Origin of the sequence: Rhizomicrobium sp., from assembly GCA_037200985.1 — a bacterium.
Lineage (GTDB): Bacteria > Pseudomonadota > Alphaproteobacteria > Micropepsales > Micropepsaceae > Rhizomicrobium.
On the sequence record JBBCGJ010000001.1, the window covers coordinates 2,817,463 to 2,836,382 of the forward strand.

General features: G+C 70.5%; 3 protein-coding genes. All 3 read right to left on the minus strand.

Annotated features, from left to right (window positions below; genetic code table 11):
- Positions 1-2: 2 nt before the first annotated feature.
- The 3 genes from WDN01_13870 to WDN01_13880 are packed head-to-tail and all read right to left on the minus strand — an operon-like array spanning position 3 to position 18,788.
- Positions 3-2,516 (minus strand): CHAT domain-containing tetratricopeptide repeat protein, encoded by a 2,514-nt coding sequence (locus tag WDN01_13870; GenBank protein MEJ0027111.1) that lies wholly within the window; start codon positions 2,514-2,516, stop codon positions 3-5.
- Positions 2,513-17,074 (minus strand): filamentous hemagglutinin N-terminal domain-containing protein, encoded by a 14,562-nt coding sequence (locus tag WDN01_13875; protein MEJ0027112.1) that lies wholly within the window; start codon positions 17,072-17,074, stop codon positions 2,513-2,515. Before WDN01_13875 ends, WDN01_13870 begins: the two co-directional genes overlap by 4 nt.
- 13 nt (positions 17,075-17,087) lie before the next feature.
- A complete protein-coding gene (locus WDN01_13880; protein MEJ0027113.1) occupies positions 17,088-18,788 on the minus strand; it encodes a POTRA domain-containing protein in 1,701 nt (566 codons plus the stop codon).
- Positions 18,789-18,920: the final 132 nt, after the last annotated feature.

Sequence of the window (18,920 nt, forward strand, 5' to 3'; positions counted from 1 at the left end):
GGTCACTCTCCGCTCCTCGAAGCCATTGCGGTGCGCGTGGCCGTCCCGCTGTCCCCGATCAGCGTGAACGCGGCCCAGTCGAAGGGATGCGCCCCGGTCGCGATCGCCGCGAGCTGCGCCTGGCGCAGATCCTCGGCAAGGTCGCGCGAGGGATCCTTCGCATAGCGCGCGAAGACGCCGGTCATGAGCTTTTCGGTCGCTGCCGAGGGCACTTCCCAATGGCTCGCCAGGACCGCGCGGGCGCCGGCATTGAAGAAGGCATCGGCGAGGCCCTGGAGCGCGCCGCCGCCGAATTTCGTGCCGCCTTCGGCGGCCGTGTTGCACGCCGAGAGCACGACGAGGTCGGCGTTCAGCTTCAGTCCCGCAATCTCGCTGGCGCTCAGCATTCCGTCCGACGCGGCGGAGGCCGCGGCGGCGGGCGGCGGCGAAAGCACCAGCCCGGGCTCGGCCTGGCAATGCAGCTCGCCCGGCAGCATGCCATGGGTCGCGAAATAGAGGACGGCGTACTGGTCCAGGCCCGCGCCGCGCACCGCAGCTTCGCTGGCGCCGGATCCGGTGAGGATGGAGCCCGGCTGGGCGCCGAGCGTGCGGCCGACGGCTTGGACCTCGCCGGCGGTTTCGGGCAAAGGCGCCAGGGCGCGCAGCAGGGCAGGGTCCGCGCCGGCGCCGTTCTGGCAGGTCGAGGCCAGGGCGGAAAGCGCCTTGGGGCCGCTGGCGCCGGTGAAGCTGGGATTGCCGACGCCGAAGAACGGGCGCGGCGCGCGGGCGAGGCGCGTTCCGCGCAAGGCGGCCAGGGCGCGCGGCGACGGCACTTCGCTGATGGCGAGGCGGCGCACCAGCCAGGCGGCATTGGCATAGCCGCCGCCGGCGGGCTCGGCGGTCACGAGCAGCGACAGCGGCAGGCTGTCGAGCGCCCCGCCGGGCGCCACGATCAGGTGGTTCGCATGGGCGAGCGCCGGCTCCACCGGCGCCAGGAGCTGGCGATAAAGCGCATAGGAGGATTTGAGGCTGAACTCGGGAAGCCGGCCGAGCTTGGGCTCGAACGCCGCACGCAGACCGGCGACGTCGTCGGCGATGCTCTGCGTCGTCGCCGTGAGCGGCGCGGCGGCGAGCCCGCTCGGCGTCACCACCAGCGCGTAGCTCCCCTTGGCGCCGATCACGAAGGTCAGGAACGCCTCGCCCGGCGCGAGCAGCGTCTGGAAGTCGGCCAGCTCGACCGGACCCGGATCGGCGAGGCGGGCATAGGCCGGGTAGGTCTTGGCGACCTGCGCCGCCAGCGCATCGGCATTCGCCGCGGCGGCCCGGAAATCGGCGTCGTATTTCGCGGCAAGCGCCGCGTTGCGCTCGTCATTGGCCTTGGCGTTCTCGGCCACGAGTTCGAGCCGGGCATTGTCCCGCGCCGCCTGGGCCTGCTCGAGCTGGCGCACCAGGGCGGAGAGCTGCGCGTCGCCCGCCGCCTGGCGCGCCGCGACGCGCGCGATGGTGCGGTCGGCGAGATCGGAGGTCACGAGCTGCGCGGCGCGGAACATGTCGGCGTCGAGCGCCGCTTTCTGCGACGCGTCCTGCGCGCCCAGCGCGGACGCCGCGGCCAGGAACGGCACGATCTGGTCGGAGACGATCTGGGAACGCGCGGTCGGGTCCTTCGCCAGGATCGCGAAGGCGGCCCGGAAGGACGCGACCGACGCCGGATAAAGCTGCTGCTCGGCATAGAAGCGCCCGAGCCGGAGCTGCGCCCGCGCGGTCGGCGCGGTATCGCCGAACAGCTTCTTGTCCATTCCCAGGGCATCGGTGAAGTCGCGCTCGGCGACGACGACGCGGCCCTGCACGGCATTCACTTCGCCCATCAGGGAAATCATCTCGGGGCGCCACCACAGCGGCAGGCCCGGCTCCTCGGTGATGATCCAGAGCGCTTCCTCGGCGGCCGCCTGGCCGCTCGCATTGTCGCCCAGCCGGAGCGCCATCTCCGCCTCGATGCGCAGCGAATGCGCGAGTTCGCCTTCGACCGCCACCGGCGCGACATATTCGCCGCCGTTCGCGGCCGCCACGGCGGCGGCACGCGCCGCATCGACCTCGCCGCGGCGCAGCGCGGTGGCGGCACGGGCGTATTTCAGCGCGTCGTCATATTTGCGCTGATTGGCAGCATCGAGCGCCTGATAGGACGCGAAGCGCGCCCGCGCCGAGGCGCTGGCCGCACCTTCGACGATCGGCGCAGCGCGGCGGAACAGCGCCGCGGCTTCGTCGAACCGGCCCTGGTTGGAGACCTGCAGGGCGAGCTCCGCCAGCGTCTCGCCCACGGCCACCGAATCGGCGCCGAACTGCTTGGTCTGGATGTCGAGGATGTGGCGATAGGCGTCCTCCGCCCCGGCGTAATTGTCGGCGCCGCTATAGAGCCGCGCCGACTCGACATAGGCCTTCAGCGCATCGGGCTCGTTCGACGTCGCCTCGCCATAGGCCGCGACGCCGCAGAGGAGCGCCGCCGCGCAGACCAGCAGAATGCTCGATCGCCGCTGGGTCATTGCCACAGAGCCTCGTTGCCCCAGCTGGAGAAGTCCTGGTCCGCGGGCGGGATGCCGTGGACGGTGCGACCCGCGCCGGCGGGATTCATCTGGCTCAGCATGCCCGCGAGGATCGACTGCGTCGCGCCCGCCCGCTTCGCGCCGTCCAGCGAGTCGGCGATGACCACCGTCGCGCCGTCCGAGGCGTTGGCGCCGCTTTCGGCATTCTTGTCGTCGAGCGACGCCAGCGGGCCGGGCGGCGGCGGCGGGGTGGGCTCGAGATGGGCCACGAGGGCCGCCGAGCCGCCATTCGGGTCCTGCTCCGTAATCACCACGGTGTTGATCGTCGTGATCGGGTTGTCGCCGTTCGGCCTGTTGTTGGCGGTGGTCGTCACGACGACGCCGATCGTGCTCGGATCGTTGGTGATCTCCGAGGGCGGGCTGGCGCCGGCGATCGAGCCGCCGGCCGTGCCCGTGCCCGTGAAATTGCCGATCGTCGCCGGCGAATGGATGCCGGTGCCTTGCGTGTAGGTGATCAGGCCGTTGGCGTCGATCACGATATTGCCGCTGACATTGCCGTAGGAATTGCGCGAGGCGTCGCCATTGCCGATCTGCGCGAAGCCGTTGTCGCCGCTGCCCGTCAGCGCCAAGTCGGTGACGGCGATGTCGCCGGTCACCGTGAAGTTCGCGGCCGTCGCATTGGGTCCGGAATTGACCGCGTAGCCGCCATTGCCGATCTGGGCATAGGCGTTGGGACCGGCGCCGGCGGTGAGCGTGACCGCGCCGCCGGGCCCGTTCGGCGCCGAGACCACGATGACGCCCGAATCCGTTCCCCCGGCCGCCGCCGCGGCGTTCAGGTTGCTCTGGCTGCCGCCATTGCCGATCTGGGCGTAGGCGTCGACGCCCTTGCCGGTCAGGCTCACCTGGTGCGCGACCGTCACGGAGACGTTTCCGCTGTTGATCGCCTGGCCGCCGGCCAGGCCGAGGCCGCTCTTGAAGCCGCCCTGGCCGATCTGGGCATAGGCGGCCGCGCCCGTGCCGGCCGTCACCGTGAGGTTCGCGGCGGTCAGGCCGATCGCGCCGGTGTTGCTGTAGCCGCTGGCGTCGGTGTTGGACTCCGCGCCGCCATGGCCGATCTGGACATAGGCCTCGCCGCCCGCGCCGGCCGCCAGCACGATGTCGCCGCCGGCGACGATCAGGATGTCGCCGCTGTTGCTGCCGCTCGTCTTCAGCCCGCCATTGCCGATCTGGGCGAAGGCGCCGCCGGCACCGCCGCCCGTCAGCGTGACGGCGCCGGTCGTGGTCACGGCGATCGCGCCGGAGCCATGGCCGTTGAAGCCGAGCTGGGCATAGCCGTTGATCGCCGAAAGCGCGAGGCTCGCGCCATAGACCGAGACCGTGCCGCTCGCGCTGCCGACCGCGACGCCGCCGCCCGCAAGCGCACCGCCGATGATTACGCCCTTGCCGTTGTTGCCGAACGCGCCGGACTGACCGAAGGAGGCGGGCGCCAGCGTGTGGCCGTCCCAGCCGGCGACGACATTGATCGCGCCCGAGCCGGCATTCTGGATCGAGCCGGCGAAGACGACGTTTCCGGCGGCGAGCAGGTTGAAGGTGTGGCTCGAATTGTAGCCGTAGTTCGTGCTCGGCCCCAGATCCTCGGTGCCGGTGAGGCCGAGCGTGACGTCGCCGCCGACGATCGCGGCCGTGACGATGTCGCCGATGCGGCCGTCGTCGCTGCCGTCGATGCCGTTGGCGACGAGGACGAGGTTGCCGGTCTCGCTGCCCGCATGGGCGACATTGCCGAGCCAGGCGATCGCGTTGCCCGCGTCGGTGAAGACCACGTCGCCGCCGAGCCGCACATCGATGTCGCCGGTGACGTTGCCGGCAACGTCGTCGCCGGCCGAGCCGTTGCCGACCAGCGCGCTGCCCGCGCCCGCGGTGACGTTCAGGTCGTGCAGCGCGACGATCCGGATCGCTCCGCCGCCCGCGCCGTGATAGCCGAGCTGCGCCCCGCCATTGGCGCCCAGGACATTGACGTTCGACGCGTAGATGGTCGTCGCGCCGCTTTTGGAGCCGACGTCGACGTCGCCCGCCGCGCCGGTGCCGCCGATGAACACCGATCCGTTGCCGTTGCCGTAGACCCCGCTATTGCCGAATTGGGCGGCATTCGTCGTGACGCCGTCCCAGCCGGCGACGACGACGATCGCGCCGCTGTCGCTCTGGACCGAGCGTCGGAAGCCGACATTGCCCTTCGACAGGAGCGTGAGATCGCCGCCGACCGATGCGCCGCCGACCGACAGGTCGAGCGTGTCGGTGAAGCTCGCCGCGCCGGGCGTGCTGAACTGCACGATGCCCGAGACCGCGTTCGCCAGATCGGTCAGCGCGATGCCGCCCGACGTGGTGGAGACGTTCAATCCGGCGCTGTGCAGCGCGCCCGATTGGGCGACGGCGCCGCCGGCCGTCAATGCCAGCGTGCCGCCGACATTCGAAGCGCCGAGCGTCACGCCGGTCGCGTCCGTCACCGTCGCGTCGCTGCCGGTCGAAACCGCCAGCGTTCCGAAGGCGTTGCCGCTATTCGTCAGGACGATGGCGCCGTCCTTCGCCGTCGCGGACAGCCCGCCGGCGAGGATCGCGCCCGATTGGGTGATGCCGCCGCCCGAAACGAGGGCGAGCGACCCGCCGACCGTCGTCGCGCCGACATCGACCGAGGTGGTGTCGGTGAAGCTCGCAGCGCCGGGCGTCGCGAACGCCACCGCGCCGGACACCGCGTTCGCCGCATCGGTCAGCACGATATCGCCGGACGTCGTCGTCACGGCCAGGCCGGCGCTCTGCAGCGCGCCGCTCTGTCCGACCGCGCCGCCCGCCGTCAGCGTCAGCTTGCCGCCGACGCTCGATGCGCCCAGCGTCACGCCGGTCGAGTCCACGATCGTCGAGGCGCCCGTGGAGGAAAGCGTCAGAGCGGCGAAGCTGTTGCCGCTGTTCGTCAGGACGATGCTGCCGTCCTTCGCCGTGGCGGACAGGCCGCCGGCCAGGACCGCGCCGGACTGCGTGATGCCGCCGCCCGAAACCAGCGTCAGCAGGCCGCCAACCGACGTCGTGCCGACATTGACCGAGGTCGTGTCGGTGAAGTTCGCCGCGCCGGGCGTGTGGAAGGCGGCCGTGCCCGACACCGCGTTGGCCGCGTTGGTCAGGACGATATTGCCCGAACTGGTCGCGACCGAGAGGCCGCCGGTCCGCAGCGCACCGCTCTGGCCGACCGCGCCGCCCGCCGACAGCGTCAGCGTGCCGCCGACGCTCGAAGCGCCGAGCGTCACGCCGGTCGAATCCGTCGCCGTCGCGTCGCTGCCGGTCGAAAGGACGAGCGTCGCGAACGCATTGCCGGCATTGTTCAAGACGATGGCGCCGCCATTGGCGGTCGCGTTCAGGCCGCCGGCCAGGATCGCGCCGGACTGCGAGATACCGCCGCCCGAAACCAGCGTCAGCAATCCGCCGACGGACGACGCGCCCACGGCCAGGGATGGCAGATCGGTGAACGACGCCGCGCCGGGCGTCGAGAAGCTCGCCGCGCCCGACACCGAATTTCCGGCATTCGTCAGGACGATGTCGCCGGCGCTCGTCGTCACCGAGAGGCCGCCGCTCTGCAGCGCGCCGCTCTGGGCGACCGCGCCGCCCACCGACAGCGTCAGCGTGCCGCCGACGCTCGAAGCGCCGAGCGTCACGCCGGTCGAATCCGTCACCGTCGCGTCGCTGCCGGTCGAAACCACCAGCGTTCCGAAGGCGTTGCCGCTGTTCGTCAGCACGATGCTGCCGCCATTGGCCGTCGCGTCCAGGCCGCCGGCCAGGATCGCACCGGTCTGCGAGATGCCGCCGCCCGAAACCAGCGTCAGCAATCCGCCGACGGACGACGCGCCCACCGTCAGGGACGACAGATCGGTGAAGCTCGCCGCGCCAGGCGTGTGGAACGATGCGGTGCCCGAAACCGAATTTCCGGCATTCGCCAGGACGATGTCGCCGGCGCTCGTCGTCACGCTGAGGCCGCCCGCCTGGATCGCGCCGCTCTGTCCGACCGCGCCGCCCGCCGTCAGCGTCAGCTTGCCGCCGACCGTGGAGGCGCCGAACGTCACGCCCGTCGAGTCGACGACCGTCGCGTCCTGGCCCGCCGCCGTGGAAAGCGTCAGGACCGCAAAGCTGTTGCCGCTATTCGTCAGGACGATGCCGCCGCCATTGACGGTCGCGTTCAGGCTCGCGGCATGGATCGCGCCGCTCTGCGCGATGCTTGCGGCATCGACCAGCGTCAGCGCACCACCGACATTCGCGCCGGAAATCGTGACGGCCGCCGAGTCCGTCACGCTCGCCTTGCCGGAGGCCGAAAGCCCCAGCGTCGCGAAGGCGTTGCCGGCATCGTTCAGGACGATGTCGCCGCCATTGGCGGTGGCGGAGAGGCCGCCCGCCTGGATCGCGCCGCTCTGGGAGATGCCGCCGGCCGAAACCAGCGTCAGCAATCCGCCCACCGACGAGGCGCCGACGCCGATCGCTTGCGTGTCGGTGAAGCGCGCCGCGCCGGGCGTGTGGAACGTCACCGTGCCCGCGACCGCGTTGCCCGCATTGTCGAGAGCGATATCGCCCGACGTGGTCGAAACCGCGAGGCCCGCGCTGTGCAGGGCGCCGGACTGGCCGATGGCGCCGCCCGCGGCAAGCGTCAGCCTGCCGCCGACCGTCGATGCGGCCAGCGTGACGCCGGTCGAATCCGTCACCGTCGCGTCGTTGCCGCCCGTCGTCGACAGCGCGAGCGTCGCAAAGGCGTTTCCGGCATCGGTCAGGACGATGGTGCCGTTCTTCGCGGTCGCGTTCAGTCCCGCCGCATGGATCGCGCCGGTCTGGGCGATCGCGGTTCCCGCGGTCAGCGTCAGCGTGCCGCCGACATTGGCGCTCGCCACCGTCAGCAGCGAGGCATGCGCGAAGGAGGCGTTGTCGCTTCCCGTGGTCGAGACCGTCAGCCCGCCGAACGCATTGCCGATATCGGTCAGGGTGATGGCGCCGGACGTCGTCGAGACGTTCAGGGCGCCGCTGGTGATCGCGCCGGTCTGCGTGATCGCGCCGCCGGCCAAAAGGGTGAGCGCGCCGGAGACGTTCGCGCCGCCGATCGAGACCGCCGTCGAATCCGTCACCGACGCGTCGTTGCCGCCGGCGGTGGAGAGAACGAGCGTCGCGAAACTGTTGCCCGTATCGGTCAGGACGATGGCGCCGCCATTCGCGGCCGCGTCCAGCCCGCCGGCCTGGATCGCGCCCGACTGCGTGATGCCGCCGCCGGACACCAGCGTGAGCAGGCCTCCCACCGTGGTCGCGCCGAGACCGAAGGACGACGTGTCGGTGAACGACGCGGCGCCGGGCGTGTTGAAGCTCACCGTTCCGGTGACGGCGTTCCCGGCATCGGTCAGGACGATGTTGCCCGCGGTGGTGGTGACGCCGAGCCCCGCGCTGTGCAGCGCGCCCGACTGACCCACGGCACCGCCGGCAACCAGCGTCAGCTTACCGCCGACAGTCGAGGCGCCGAGCGTGACGCCCGTCGAATCCGTGACCGTCGCATCGCCCGTGGCGGAGAGCGTCAGCGCCGCGAAACTGTTGCCGATATTCGTCAGGGCGATGCTGCCGTCATTGGCCGTCGCGTCCAGCCCCGCCGCCTGGATCGCGCCCGACTGCGTGATGCCGCCGCCGGAGACGAGCGTCAGCAGGCCGCCGACCGACGACGCGCCGACATCGAAGGACAGCGTGTCGGTGAAGCGCGCCGCCCCCGGCGTCGCGAACGTCACCGTTCCCGAGACCGCATTGCCGACATTGGCAAGGACGATATCGCCCGCCGTCGTCGAGGCCGCGAGGCCTGCGCTGTGCAGCGCCCCGCTCTGCGCGATGGTACCGCCCGCGGCGAGCGTCAGCTTGCCGCCGACGCCGGACGCCCCGAGCGTCACGCCCGTCGAATCCGTCACCGTCGCGTTGGCCCCCGTCGAAACGACGAGCGTGGCGAAGGAATTGCCGCTATCCGTCAGCACGATGCCGCCGCCATTGGCCGCGGCGGAGAGGCCGCCGGCGTGGATCGCGCCGGACTGCCCGATGCCGCCGCCGGAGACCAGGGTGAAGAGGCCGCCGACCGAGGAGGCGCCGACGGTCGCCGACAGCGAATCGGTGAAGCGCGCGGCGCCGGGGGTGTGGAACGCCGAGATGCCGGACACCGCGTTCGCCGCGTCGGTCAGGACGATGTCGCCGGACGTCGTCGTCACCGAAAGGCCGCCGCTCTGCAGCGCCCCGCTCTGCGCCACCGCGCCGCCGGCCGACAGGGTCAGCACCCCGCCGACGCTCGACGCGCCGAGCGTCACGCCCGTCGAGTCCGTCACCGTCGCGTTGCCGCCGGATGCCGTGGAGAGCGTGAGCGCGGCGAAGCTGTTGCCGCTGTTCGTCAGGACGATGCCGCCGCCCTGGGCCGTCGCGTTCAGCGATGCCGCCTGGATCGCGCCGCTCTGCGCGATGCCGACCGCGTCGACCAGCGTCAGGGCGCCGCCGACCGTCGCGCCGGCGATCGTCACCGCGGCCGAATCCGTCACGCTGGCGGCGCCGCCGGCCGAAAGGCTCAGAGTCGCGAAGGCGTTCCCGGTATTCGTCAGCACGATGTCGCCGGCATCGGCGGTCGCATTCAGGCTCGCGGCATGGATCGCGCCGCTCTGCGTGATGCCCAGGCTGTCGATCAGCGTCAGGGCGCCGCCGACGGTCGCGCCGGCGATCGTCACCGCGGTCGAATCCGTCACGCCGGCGGCGCCGCTGGCCGAAAGGCTCAACGTCGCGAAGGCGTTGCCGGTGTTGTTCAGGACGATGTCGCCGCCATTGGCGGTGGCGGAAACGCCGCCCGCATGGATCGCGCCGCTCTGCCCGATGCCGCCGCCCGAGACCAGGGTCAGCAGCCCGCCGGACGTGGTGGCGCCGAGCGAGATGGATACCGTGTCGGTGAAGCTCACCGCGCCGGGCGCGCTGAACGTCGCCGTTCCCGCGACCGCATTGCCCGCCTGGGTGAGGGCGATGCCGCCCGCCGTCGTCGAAACCGCGAGGCTGGCGCTGTGCAGCGCGCCGCTCTGCGCGACGGCGCCGCCCGCGGAAAGCGTCAGCTTGCCGCCGACCGTCGAGGCGGCGAGCGTGACGGCGGTGGAATCCGTCACCGTCGCGTCATGACTGCCCGCGGTCGAAACGGCCAGCGTCGAGAACGCGTTGCCCGCATTCGTCAGCACGACCGTGCCGTTGTTCGCGGTGGCGTTCAGGCCCGCGGCATGGATCGCGCCGCCCTGGCCGATGCCCGTGCCCGCGACCAGCGTCAGCGTGCCGCCGACATTCGCGCTCGCGACCGACAGCCGCGCCGAATTCGTGACGGCGGCGTTGTCGCCGCCTTGCGTCGCGACCGTCAGTCCGGTGAAGACGTTGCCGGTGTCGGCCAGCGCGATGGCGCCCGACGTCGTCGAGACGTCGAGGGCGCCGACGAAGATCGCGCCGCTCTGCGTGATCGCGCCGCCCGCGGCAAGCGTGAGGTTGCCGCCCGAAAGCGCGGCGCCCGCGAGAGAGATGCTCTGGGGCGTCGTAAGATAGGCGCTGCCGCCGCTCGTCTGGAGCGTCAGCGAATTGACCGCCACCTGCAGCGGGGTGTTCGAATTGCCGATGCCGCCCGCCGTGGCGGTCAGCGAAAGATCGTCCGCGACGACCGCCGCGACGCCGGTGCTGCCGACCGAGGCGGCCGAGACGGTCGCGTCGCCCGATGTCGTATTGGCCTCGAAGACGGACCCCGAACCGATCTGCGCGAATTGCGCGGGATTGGCGCCGCCGTTCAGCGCGACCGCGCCGAGCGCATGGACGTTCACCGGGCCGCCGCCGCTGCCGTGATAGCCGAGCTGGGCGTACCCATTGATGCCGGACAGGGTGAGACCGCCGGTGTAGACGTTGAGCGCACCGCCATGGCTGCCGACCGCGACATTGCCGCCCGCGGAGGCTCCGCCGACCGTGACCGCGCCGCCGCCATTGCCGTAGACGCCGGCGTCGCCGAAATGCGCCGCTTCGAGCGTGTGCCCGTCCCAGCCCGCGACCAGGTCGATCGCGCCGCTGCCGGCGTTCTGCACCGAGGACGCGAAGACGATATTGCCCTTGGCCAGGATGTCGAGCGTGTGGCCGCCGGTGTAGCTCACCGGCGCGCCGATGGTGAACGGACCCGTTCCCAGAATCTCGATCAGCGCGTCGCCGCCGCCCAGCACGCTGGACAGCGACGCTTCGACGCCCGTAAGGCTCTGCGCCACGATCGTGAGATCGCCGGACTCGCCGCCCGATCCGCTCGCGCTGTTGCCGGCATAGGCCAGGTTCGGTCCGTTCGACACGAATTGCAGGCCGCCGTCGACCGTGATGGCGATGTCGCCGCCGACGACGGCGTCCGCCGCGGCGCCGACGCCATTGCCGATACGCGCGACGCCGGTCCCCGAATTGGTCACCGCCATGCTGGCGCCATGCGTGGCGCCGCCGAGCACGGTCACGGCGATGTCGCCGGTCTGGCTGATGCCGCCGGTCGCCGTCGAGCCGGCGCCGGACTGGTAGCCGCCATTGCCGATATAGACGTCCGAACTCCCGCCCTCGCTCATCGTCAGCGTTCCGGCATGGCCGGTCGTGCCGACATTGACCGCGATGTCGCCGGAATAGGCGAGCGCGCCGGAGACCGTCAGGCCCATGGCGCTGCCGTCGCCGCCGTTTCCGATCCAGGCGCCCGCATTCGCATGCGCCGTGGTCAGGGACAGCGAATTGCCGGCATTGACCGTGATGTCGCCGCCGAACAGGACCGATCCCGCGATCGGGCCGTCCACGAAGGTGCTGCCGCCATTGCCGATCTGGGTGGAACTGGAGTCCCAGCTCGACAGGAGGCTGACATCGGTCGCGTCGACCAGGATGTCGCTTGTGATCCGGGCGCTGCCGCTGCCGCCGATCATCGCCGAGCTGTTCGAAGCGCCGGTGGCGAGGCTGACGGTGTTGCCGCTGACGGTGATGCTGCCGCCCACGTCGCTCTGCGTGCCGAAGCCGTTGCCGATCTGCGCCCGCGTCGTGTCCGCTCCGGTCGACAAGACGACGTCTCCGGCCAGCGCGGTGACCGTGATGTCGCCGTCGACCGTCCCCAGCGCATTGAGCTGGCCGTTGCCGATCTTGGCCGCGGTGTTGGCGCCGGCGGCCGTGACGAAGACGCTGTGCCCGGCCGTGACCGCGATGTCGCCGGTGCTGCTGGTGGTTGCCGCGCCATAGCCGCCATTGCCGATGAGGGCGAAGACGAGCGAACCCGACGTCGTGACGGAGATGTCGTGCGCCGCCAGCGCCACGATGTCGCCGCCGCCATTGCCGGCATAGCCGAGCTGCGCGAAGCCGTTCGCGGCATTGACGTCGAGATCGTAGCCGAGCGCCGTCGTGGTGCCGCCGGCGCTGCCGAGCGCGGCCGTCCCGGCCGCGCCGCTGCCGCCGATGGTGAGCGTGCCGCCATGGTTGCCGTAGACGCCGTCGTCGGTGAAATGCGCCGCGTCGAAAGTGCTGCCGTCCCAGCCCGCGACCGCGTTGATCGCGCCCGATCCCGAATTCTGGACGGCGCCCGTGATCGTCAGGTCGCCGGTGCCGAGCAGGTTGAAGGTGTGCGCGCTGCTGTAGAGATACTGACCCGACAGCACGGTCGCCGCGCCGCTGTCGGTGACGGCGAGGGTGACGTCGCCGCCCACCAGATCGTGGGACAGCATGGCGTCGAGCGGCCCCTGATTGCCCAGATCGCCCGTGACGATCGTGACATTGCCGGTATTCGCGCCGCTGGCGAAATTGCCGATCCAGACGTTCTGCAGACCGTTGCCCGGCACGAAGGACGTCGTGCCCGCGACCTGCACATCGATATTGCCGGTCGCGGTCCCGCTGACGTCGCCGTTCAGCGAGCCGTTGCCGATCAGGGCGTATTGCGTCGAGGCGCTGCCGCCGGTCAGCGTCAGGTCGCCGGTCGCGACGACCTGGATGTCACCGCCGCCGGTGCCGTGCCAGCCGAGCTGTGCATAGCCCGATCCGCCGCTCAGCACGATATCGTGGGAGAGCGCCGCGGTGAGGCCGCCGGCGCTGCCGGCCGCCACGTCGTCGCCGTCGATCGTCAGGACTGCACCGTGCAATCCATAGGCGTTGGCCGCGAGCAGCGCGGCGGCGTCGCCGAAGGTCTGCTCGTCCCAGCCGGCGACCATGACGACCTCGCCGGTGCCGGCGTTCTGGATCGAACCGTTGATGAGCAGATCGGTCGGCGAGGCGATGGTGAAATTGTGCGGGCTGTTGTAGCTCATCCCGCCGAACGACACGCGGCCGTCATCGGGGTCGGAATAGCCGAAGAAGACGTCGCCGCCGGTGTCGGCGCTGGTGCCGAGGTCGGCGATCAGGATGTCGCTCGGCACGAAACCGAAATCGGTGACGACCGCGACGTCGCCGCTCGCCTTGCCGGTGCCGCCGGTGGCGTTGCCGAGCCAGGCGCGCGCGCCGTCTTCGCCGTCGAGGAATTCGGTCGTGCCGGACCTGACCTCGACGTCGATCTTGCCGCCGACGTCGCCGGTGACGTCGCCGTTGCGCGAGCCGTTGCCGATCATCGCATAGCCGGTCGCGCCGCTGCCGGCGTGCAGCGTCAGATTGCCGGAGGCGAACACGTCGATTTCGCCGCCGCCCGTGCCGTGATAGCCGATCTGCGCGTAGTATCCGTCCGACGGCGCGATCGTCACGTCGTGGCTGAGGATCGTGGTGAGGCCGCCGGCCGAACCGACCGAGACGTCCTCGAAATAGGGGGATTGCGCGCCGACCGTCAGGACCGCGCCGTTCAGGCCATAGGCGCCGGCCGCCTTCAGATCGGCCGCGCTGCCGATCGTCTCGCCGTCCCAGCCCGCGACCAGCGTGACCGCGCCCGTGCCGCTGTTCTTTATGTCGGCGACGACGTTCACGCTGCCGGCGCCTGCGAAGGTGAAGCTGTTGGCGCTGTTGTAGTCGAGCCCGCCTATCGTCAGCGTGCCGACGGTTGGATCGGTGAAGCCGATGAAGACATTGCCGCCGGTGCCCGGCGCGGTGCCGAGATCGGCCGCGAGGAAGTTCGCGCCGAAGAAGCCGTCCCGCGTCACCGCCGTGACGTCGCCGGTCTCGTTATAGCCCTCGCCCGCGACATTGCCGAGCCAGGCCACGCCGCCGGTGACTTCGTCTTCGCTGTCGAAGCCGTCGAGGAAGAGCGTGTTGCCGCCGGCCTTCAGCGAGATGTTGCCGGTGACGTCGCCCTCGCCGGACGGGCCGCCATTTCCGATCAGCGCGTAGTTTTCGAAGCTTGAGCCGCCATAGGCGATGATGTCGCCCGTCATGGTCGCGAAGATGTTTCCGCCGCCGACGCCGTCATAGCCGAGCTGCGCCACGCCGCTGCCGGCATTGAGCGTGAGATTGGCGCCGTAGACCTTGAGATCGCCCTGTGCCGTGCCCACGCCGGAATAATGGCCGCCTTCGCCGCCGCCGATGGTAATCGTGCCGCCGTTGAAGCCGAAGGTGCCGGTCGCGCCGATCGTGTTCGGATCGTAGATGCCGTCCCAGCCGGCGACCAGCGTGATCGCGCCGCTGCCGCTGTTCTCGATGCCGGCCTGGATGTCGAGGCCGCCGGTGGCGAGCAGCGTGAGGTTGTGCTCGCTGCCATAGCTGAGATCGTCGTAGAAGGTCGCGGTGACCTCGGAATCGGTTTCGCCCAGCGTCACGTCGCCATTCGCGAGATCGGCGGTGATGATGCGCCCGATGCCGCCATTGGAATCGTCGATGTCGTCGACGCCGGCCGTCAGCACGACGAGATTGCCGCTCACCCCGCCGCTGCCCGTGGCGGTCGAATTTCCGATGAAGACGGTGGAGGAATTGCCCGCGTCGCCCTCGCACTCGCACTCCCCGCCGTTCCAGGTCGCGAGCGTGAGCGTGCCGCCGATGGAGAGGAAGATATTTCCGCCGACGCTGCCGCTGACCGAATTGTCGAGCGCGCCGTTGCCGATCGTGGCGGCGAACCCGCCGGACGGATCGCCGCCGAAGAGGTTGACGTCGTGCACCGCGGTGACGGAGATGTCGCCGCCGCCGGCGCCGCGATAGCCGAGCTGGGCGTTGCCCCATTCGGCGTCGACGTCGAGATAATCGGTGAGCACGGTGAGCGCGCCGCTCTTGCTACCGATGAAGACGTCGCCATAGGCGTCCTCGCCGCCGATGGTCACCTCGCCGTCGTTGAGGCCGAAGGCGCCTTCCTGCTTCAGGTCGTCGAGATTGAGGGTATGGCCGTCCCAGCCCGCGACCAGCGTGATCGCGCCGCTGCCCGCGTTCGAGATCGTGCTGGAGATGACGATGTCGCCGGTCGACAGCAGCGTGAAATTGTGCGGGCTGTCGTATTGTATCGTGTCCGGCTCGAAGAAGCCGCCGGTGGTGCCGAGCGTGAAGTCGCCGCCGGCCAGATCGGTCGCGATCATGCCGCCGAAATCGACGTTCACGAAGCCGCCGCTGGAGACGATCGTGACGTTGCCCTGCTCGGAGAAGCCCGTGCCCGCCGTGTTGCCGACCCAGGCGGTGCTGTCTGGGCCGCCGAACAACACGAAATTGTCGCCGACCTGGATGTCGATGTTACCGGTGACGTTGCCGGCCGTGCCGCCGCCGAAAACGCCGTTGCCGACCACCGCGTTGTAGCCCGCCGAGCCGTCGAGATCGATGTCCTGCTTTGCGCGCACGACGATGTCGCCGCCGCCCGCGCCCAGATAGCCGATCTGCGACGGCGCGTAGTCGGCGAACACGCCGACGACGCTGCCCGCGATGGTCGTGGTGCCGCCGGCGCTGCCGATGGCCACGGAATGGATCTTGTCCGGCCCCGGCTCGGGATCGAAGTCATAGTCGGAGGTCACGAAGACGCCGCCTTCGCCATTGGCGTAGACGCCGGACTGCGTGAACAGCGACGGATCGACCGTCGTCTTGTCCCAGCCCGCGATCACGTTGATCGCGCCGGTGCCGGCGTTCTGCACATCCGCGGCGATATAGATGTCGCCGCCGGCGAGCAGGCTCAGCGCGTGGCCGCTGCTGTAGTTCACCGCGTCATGGACCGTGATGTCGTATTCCGCTTCCAGCGTGACGTCGGTGGTCGCGAGCGCGTTGATGATGGTCTGCGGCGCGATTGTGTCGTTCTCGCCGGGTGCCTGGTCGCGCGGCAGCACCCCGCTGGTCAGCGTCGCGTCGCCGTCGGTCTGGATGTCGATGGAGTCCGGATCGAGCAGCCAACTGCCGGTCAGGCCCTTGGGCGCGCGGGTGTCGATCGTGACCGTCGGCGCCACATGCAGCGAATGGCCGGAGGTCTCCACCAGCCCGCCATTGCCGCCAGCCGCGCCGCCCTTGGCGCTGACGCTGCCGGAGAAGTCGGTCGTGCCGTCGGACCATACGACGACCGTGCCGCCATTGCCCTTGCGCGTCGCATCCGCCTTGATCGCGGCATTGCCGACCGTGACGTTCGCCGCGTTCGGCGTCGGCCCCGCGCCGTGCAGATCCCCGCCGATCCGGACCGTGCCGCCGCCGGCATCGCCGGAGGCGTCGATCGTCGTATTGTCGGCCACCGTGATGTTGCGGCCGGTGACGGTGACGTCGCCGCCGGTCGTGCCGGAGGCCGTGCCCGTCGCCTGGACCGTGCCGGCGACGTTCACGTCGCCGTCGCCGCCGTCGAGGATGACCTCGCCGTTCTGCACCCGCGCGCTCGAGGCCGAGATCATGCCGGTGTTGTTGACCACCGCGCCCTGGACGTCCGCCGCGGCCCTGGCCGTCATCACCACGCGGCCCGCGGTGATCGTGCCCGAGTTTGAGGCGCCGGCCGGACCGCTGGCCGGCGCAACGCCCGGCGTCGTCACCGCATAGCGCAGCAATCCGTCGCCCTGGAAATCGACCGTGAAGGCCGAGGCGCCGCCGATCACGACGGTGCCGGTATTGGCGGCGATCAGCCCGCGATTGGACGCGCTGGCGCCCGACAGCACGGCATAGCCGCCGCGCCCCGCGCGGATCGTGCCCTGGTTGACCACCGAGGCGCCGGTGCCGCCGGAGAAACTGTAATTGCCCGCCGCGAAATCGGCGTCGCGCAGGTCGGAGGTCGTGGCGATCAGGCCGCCGACATTGATGCGCGAGCCCTGCCCGAACATCACGCCATTGCCGTTGACGATCCACACCTGGCCGTTGGCGAGCAGGTTGCCGTAGATCGCGGTCGGGTCGGCGCCGAGGATGCGGTTGAGCGCGATCGACGAGGAGCCCGGCTGCTTGAACTGCACCGTGCCGCCGGCCGCGATGTTGAAGCTGTCCCAGTTGATGACGAGCTTGCCGGTCTTCTGGTCGATGATCGTCGAATTGGCGCCTTGATTGCTGATCGTCGCGCTGCCGAGCGCGACGCTGCCGCCCGTCGGCTGGGCCCGCGCCGCGTCGACCGCGAACACGCTGAGGCAGCTCGTTCCCAGGAGGAGCGTCCGGACGATGGCGGCGTTGGTCTTGTTCATCGTGCGTGTCCCACTAGAACCTGACGGCCAGATCGAGAAGCAGCTTGGTCGATTCCTTGCCCGCGTCGCTGCCCGGCACCGCGTGCGTCGTGTGGGCGCCCTCGATCGCCCCGGCGACATTATAAGGCAGCCAGAACCGGACGCCGCCGCCCACCGACAGGATATTCTGGTTGGGCAGCGACAGGGTGTGGTTCATGTACCAGGTCTCCGCCGCGTCGGCGTAGACATAGGGCTGCAACCCCTGGATGAAGGAATCGGCGAAGCGGACGTCGTAGCGCAGCTCCGCCGAGCCGCCCAGGCCGTGATCGCCGGTGATCGCGCCGGGATCGTAGCCGCGGCCGATCTGGGTGCCGCCGAAGGCGACCTGTTCGCCGGTGATGAGCCGGTCGAACGCGACCTGGCCCTGCGCATTCAGCGCGGCGCTGAGGGAGGCGAAGAGCGGCAGGAGCAGCCGCGTCGTGCCCGTGATCTTGGTGAAATCGGTGTGGCCGCCCAGCCGCGACAGCGTCGGCGCGCCATTGGCGGTGGCGCCCAGGATCGGCAGTCCCTGCGCGACGTCGAAGGTCGAGGTCCACACCCCGTCGCCGAAGAGGCCGGTGCGCTGATAGCTGCCGCCGAGGTCGATCACGCGCCACTGGTCGTGGCTGATCGGACCCGCGACGTCCACCCGTGCGTCCTGCGCGGTGAAGCCGCCGTCCAGGATCAGCGTCTCGGCCCGGCTGCGGATCAGGGGATAGGTGAGGCGCCCGCCCGCCGCCCAGCTGTCGGTCAGCACGTTGAAGGCCGACAGGGTCGAGCCCGGCTCGCCATGGGTGACCGTGCCGACCAGCGTGCCCACCAGGCCGTCATCGCCGATCGCGCTGCGATAGCGCAGGGTGCCGGCGATCTGCTCCAGCGAACTCGGCGAGGAGGTGACGGTCGCGGCGAGCTGGTCGGCGCCGAAGATCGAGTTGAACTCGACATCGCCCTGCACCGTCCAGATGCCCGAGAAGCGCGAGCCGCGGTCGTCGACCGAGATGCCGCCGGTGACCGGCGGCTGCGCGATGTCGATCACCAGGTCGGACGCGCCCGGCTTGTCCGGCGACGGCTTCAGGACGCCCGTGGCGCTGACGCCGGGGATGTCGTTGGTGAGCAGCAGGCCGCGCTCCACCGTCGAAAGCCGCGGCGGGCGCGACAGCATCGCCGGCTTCAGATAGCCGTCGATGTTGCGCCGGACGCTGCGGTCGCCGCCCTGCACCGTGACGGCGCCGAGATAGCCTTCGACCACATTGATGGTGAACACGCCGTCGCGCACGCGCTGCGGCGGCACATAGGCGCGCACCAGCAGGTAGCCCTTGTCGCGATAGGCTTTCTCGATCCCGTCGGCGACGTCGATGATGTCGCCGAGCGTGACGTCCTTGCCGATCAGCCCGGCATAGAGCGCGCGGAATTGCTCCGGCGGAATCTTGACGGAGCCCAGGATCTTGATGTCGGAGAGCTTGAAGCGGACCTCGTCGACCGCGCGCGGCACGGCCGAGCGGTGCGGCGTGACGATGCTGAAATCGAAATCGGGCTGCGGCGGTGCGACGGGCCCCTGCCGGTCGCGGCCGGGCTGCACCGCGCCGGGGAGCACCTGCGCCGCCGCGGGAGCCGCAAGCAACAATGCGACGGCCCCGAACGCCACGCCGGCATGGCCGGCGCGCGACGGCGCGAAGAAATCCCTGCGAAAGCCCACCACCCCTGTCCCCACTTACGCAAACGACGTCTTACAGACCGGTCGCCCCGCCGGCGCAATCCGGGCGGCATAAAAATCTCGTAAGTATTCCAATCTGCCCGGTTTTTGGCGCGGCAACAATTACAAGGTAAG

Excerpts from the sequence above, each read along its gene's own strand:
- WDN01_13870 (MEJ0027111.1), bottom strand. The coding sequence starts at position 2,516 with ATGACCCAGCGGCGATCGAGCATTCTGCTGGTCTGCGCGGCGGCGCTC.
- WDN01_13875 (MEJ0027112.1), bottom strand. The coding sequence starts at position 17,074 with ATGAACAAGACCAACGCCGCCATCGTCCGGACGCTCCTCCTGGGAACG.